This is a genomic window from Exiguobacterium sp. s181 (assembly GCF_018617125.1).
GTDB lineage: Bacteria > Bacillota > Bacilli > Exiguobacteriales > Exiguobacteriaceae > Exiguobacterium > Exiguobacterium profundum.
The window spans coordinates 1,755-4,788 of the sequence record NZ_JACSJM010000013.1; the positions used below are offsets into that span (position 1 = coordinate 1,755).

1 rRNA gene is annotated in these 3,034 nt (G+C 54.7%); it reads left to right on the forward strand.

The window, feature by feature from the left end:
- Positions 1-86 precede the first annotated feature (86 nt).
- Positions 87-3,000, forward strand: a 23S ribosomal RNA gene (locus tag KNO70_RS15960).
- The last annotated feature ends 34 nt before the right edge of the window (positions 3,001-3,034 follow it).

Sequence of the window (3,034 nt, forward strand, 5' to 3'; positions counted from 1 at the left end):
TTGTTCCTTGAAAACTGAAGATTCATCAAGACATCAAAAACCAATTTCACATATGGTCCATAATGGACCGTGTGTCTTAGACGCTAGATCAAGGTAGAAAGGGCGTACGGTGGATGCCTTGGCACTAGGAGCCGATGAAGGACGCGACGAACAGCGAAATGCTCTGGGGAGTGGTAAGTACACATTGATCCAGAGATCTCCGAATGGGGGAACCCACCGCCGGGAGACCGGCGGGACACCCACGTGAATACATAGCGTGGCGTGAGGCATACCCGGGGAACTGAAACATCTAAGTACCCGGAGGAAGAGAAAGAAAATTCGATTCCCTGAGTAGCGGCGAGCGAAACGGGAACAGCCCAAACCAGGAAGCATGCTTCCTGGGGTTGTAGGACACTCTACACGGAGTTACAAAGGGATAGGGTAGGTGAACGACCTGGAAAGGTCGGCCAGAGAAGGTGACGGCCCTGTAGCCGAAACCCCATCCCCTCCAGAGTGGATCCTGAGTACGGCGGGACACGTGAAACCCCGTCGGAATCCGGGAGGACCATCTCCCAAGGCTAAATACTTCCTAGTGACCGATAGTGAACCAGTACCGTGAGGGAAAGGTGAAAAGCACCCCGGAAGGGGAGTGAAAGAGATCCTGAAACCGTATGCCTACAAGTAGTCAGAGCCCGTTCACGGGTGATGGCGTGCCTTTTGTAGAATGAACCGGCGAGTTACGATGGCGGGCGAGGTTAAGCCGATGAGGCGGAGCCGCAGCGAAAGCGAGTCTGAACAGGGCGCATCAGTCCGTCGTCGTAGACCCGAAACCAGGTGATCTACCCATGTCCAGGATGAAGGTCAGGTAACACTGACTGGAGGTCCGAACCCACGCACGTTGAAAAGTGCGGGGATGAGGTGTGGGTAGCGGTGAAATGCCAATCGAACCTGGAGATAGCTGGTTCTCTCCGAAATAGCTTTAGGGCTAGCCTCGAGGTGAAGAGTTCTGGAGGTAGAGCACTGATTGGACTAGGGGCCCCCACAGGGTTACCGAATTCAGTCAAACTCCGAATGCCAGCAACTTGTACTCGGGAGTCAGACTGCGAGTGATAAGATCCGTAGTCGAGAGGGAAACAGCCCAGACCATCAGCTAAGGTCCCCAAGTGTATGTTAAGTGGAAAAGGATGTGGCGCTGCACAGACAACTAGGATGTTGGCTTAGAAGCAGCCACCATTCAAAGAGTGCGTAATAGCTCACTAGTCGAGTGGCGCCGCGCCGAAAATGTAACGGGGCTAAACATACCACCGAAGCTATGGATCCCGTAAGGGATGGTAGGAGAGCGTTCCAAGCAGCAGTGAAGCGGTATCGTGAGGAGCCGTGGAGCGCTTGGAAGTGAGAATGCCGGTGTGAGTAGCGAAAAGAGGGGTGAGAATCCCCTCCGTCGAAAGCCTAAGGTTTCCTGAGGAAGGCTCGTCCGCTCAGGGTTAGTCTGGACCTAAGCCGAGGCCGAAAGGCGTAGGCGATGGACAACAGGTCGATATTCCTGTACCGCCGTACCACCGTTTGAACGATGGGGGGACGCAGAAGGATAAGGTGACCGTGCGACTGGAAGTGCACGGACAAGCAGCGAGGCCGTCGGGTTGGCAAATCCGCCCGGCATACAAGGTTGAGCTGTGACGTGGAGCCCGTAGGGCGAAGCACCGGATTTCACGCTGCCAAGAAAAGCCTCTAGTGAGGAGGTCGGCGCCAGTACCGCAAACCGACACAGGTAGGCGAGATGAGAATTCTAAGACGCGCGGGATAACTCTCGTTAAGGAACTCGGCAAAATGGTCCCGTAACTTCGGGAGAAGGGACGCTTATGGCAACATAAGCCGCAGTGAATAGGCCCAAACGACTGTTTAGCAAAAACACAGGTCTCTGCTAAATCGCAAGATGAAGTATAGGGGCTGACGCCTGCCCGGTGCTGGAAGGTTAAGGGGATGTGTCATCGCAAGAGAAGCACTGAACCGAAGCCCCAGTAAACGGCGGCCGTAACTATAACGGTCCTAAGGTAGCGAAATTCCTTGTCGGGTAAGTTCCGACCCGCACGAAAGGCGTAACGATTTGGGCACTGTCTCAACGAGAGACCCGGTGAAATCATAGTACCTGTGAAGATGCAGGTTACCCGCGACAGGACGGAAAGACCCCATGGAGCTTTACTACAGCCTGATATTGAGGCTTTGTACGCGATGTACAGGATAGGTGGGAGTTTGTGAAGCCGGAGCGCCAGCTTCGGTGGAGACACCCTTGGGATACCACCCTTTGCGTATAGAGTCTCTAACTCGCAGCCGTGATCCGGCTGGAGGACCGTGTCAGGCGGGTAGTTTGACTGGGGCGGTCGCCTCCTAAACAGTAACGGAGGCGCCCAAAGGTTCCCTCAGAATGGTTGGAAATCATTCGAAGAGTGCAAAGGCAGAAGGGAGCTTGACTGCGAGACCTACAAGTCGAGCAGGGACGAAAGTCGGGCTTAGTGATCCGGTGGTTCCGCATGGAAGGGCCATCGCTCAACGGATAAAAGCTACCCTGGGGATAACAGGCTGATCTCCCCCAAGAGTCCACATCGACGGGGAGGTTTGGCACCTCGATGTCGGCTCATCGCATCCTGGGGCTGGAGTAGGTCCCAAGGGTTGGGCTGTTCGCCCATTAAAGCGGTACGCGAGCTGGGTTCAGAACGTCGTGAGACAGTTCGGTCCCTATCCGTCGTGGGCGCAGGAAATTTGAGGAGAGCTGTCCTTAGTACGAGAGGACCGGGATGGACGCACCGCTGGTGTACCAGTTGTTCCGCCAGGAGCACCGCTGGGTAGCTACGTGCGGACGGGATAAGTGCTGAAAGCATCTAAGCATGAAGCCCCCTCCGAGATGAGATTTCCCTTTGAGCAATCAAGAAAGACCCCTCAGAGACGATGAGGTAGATAGGTCATGGGTGGAAGCGTGGCGACACGTGGAGCTGAATGATACTAATCGGTCGAGGCTTTGATCTAGTCTAATGGTTTGTGTTGATGAATCCTCAGTTTT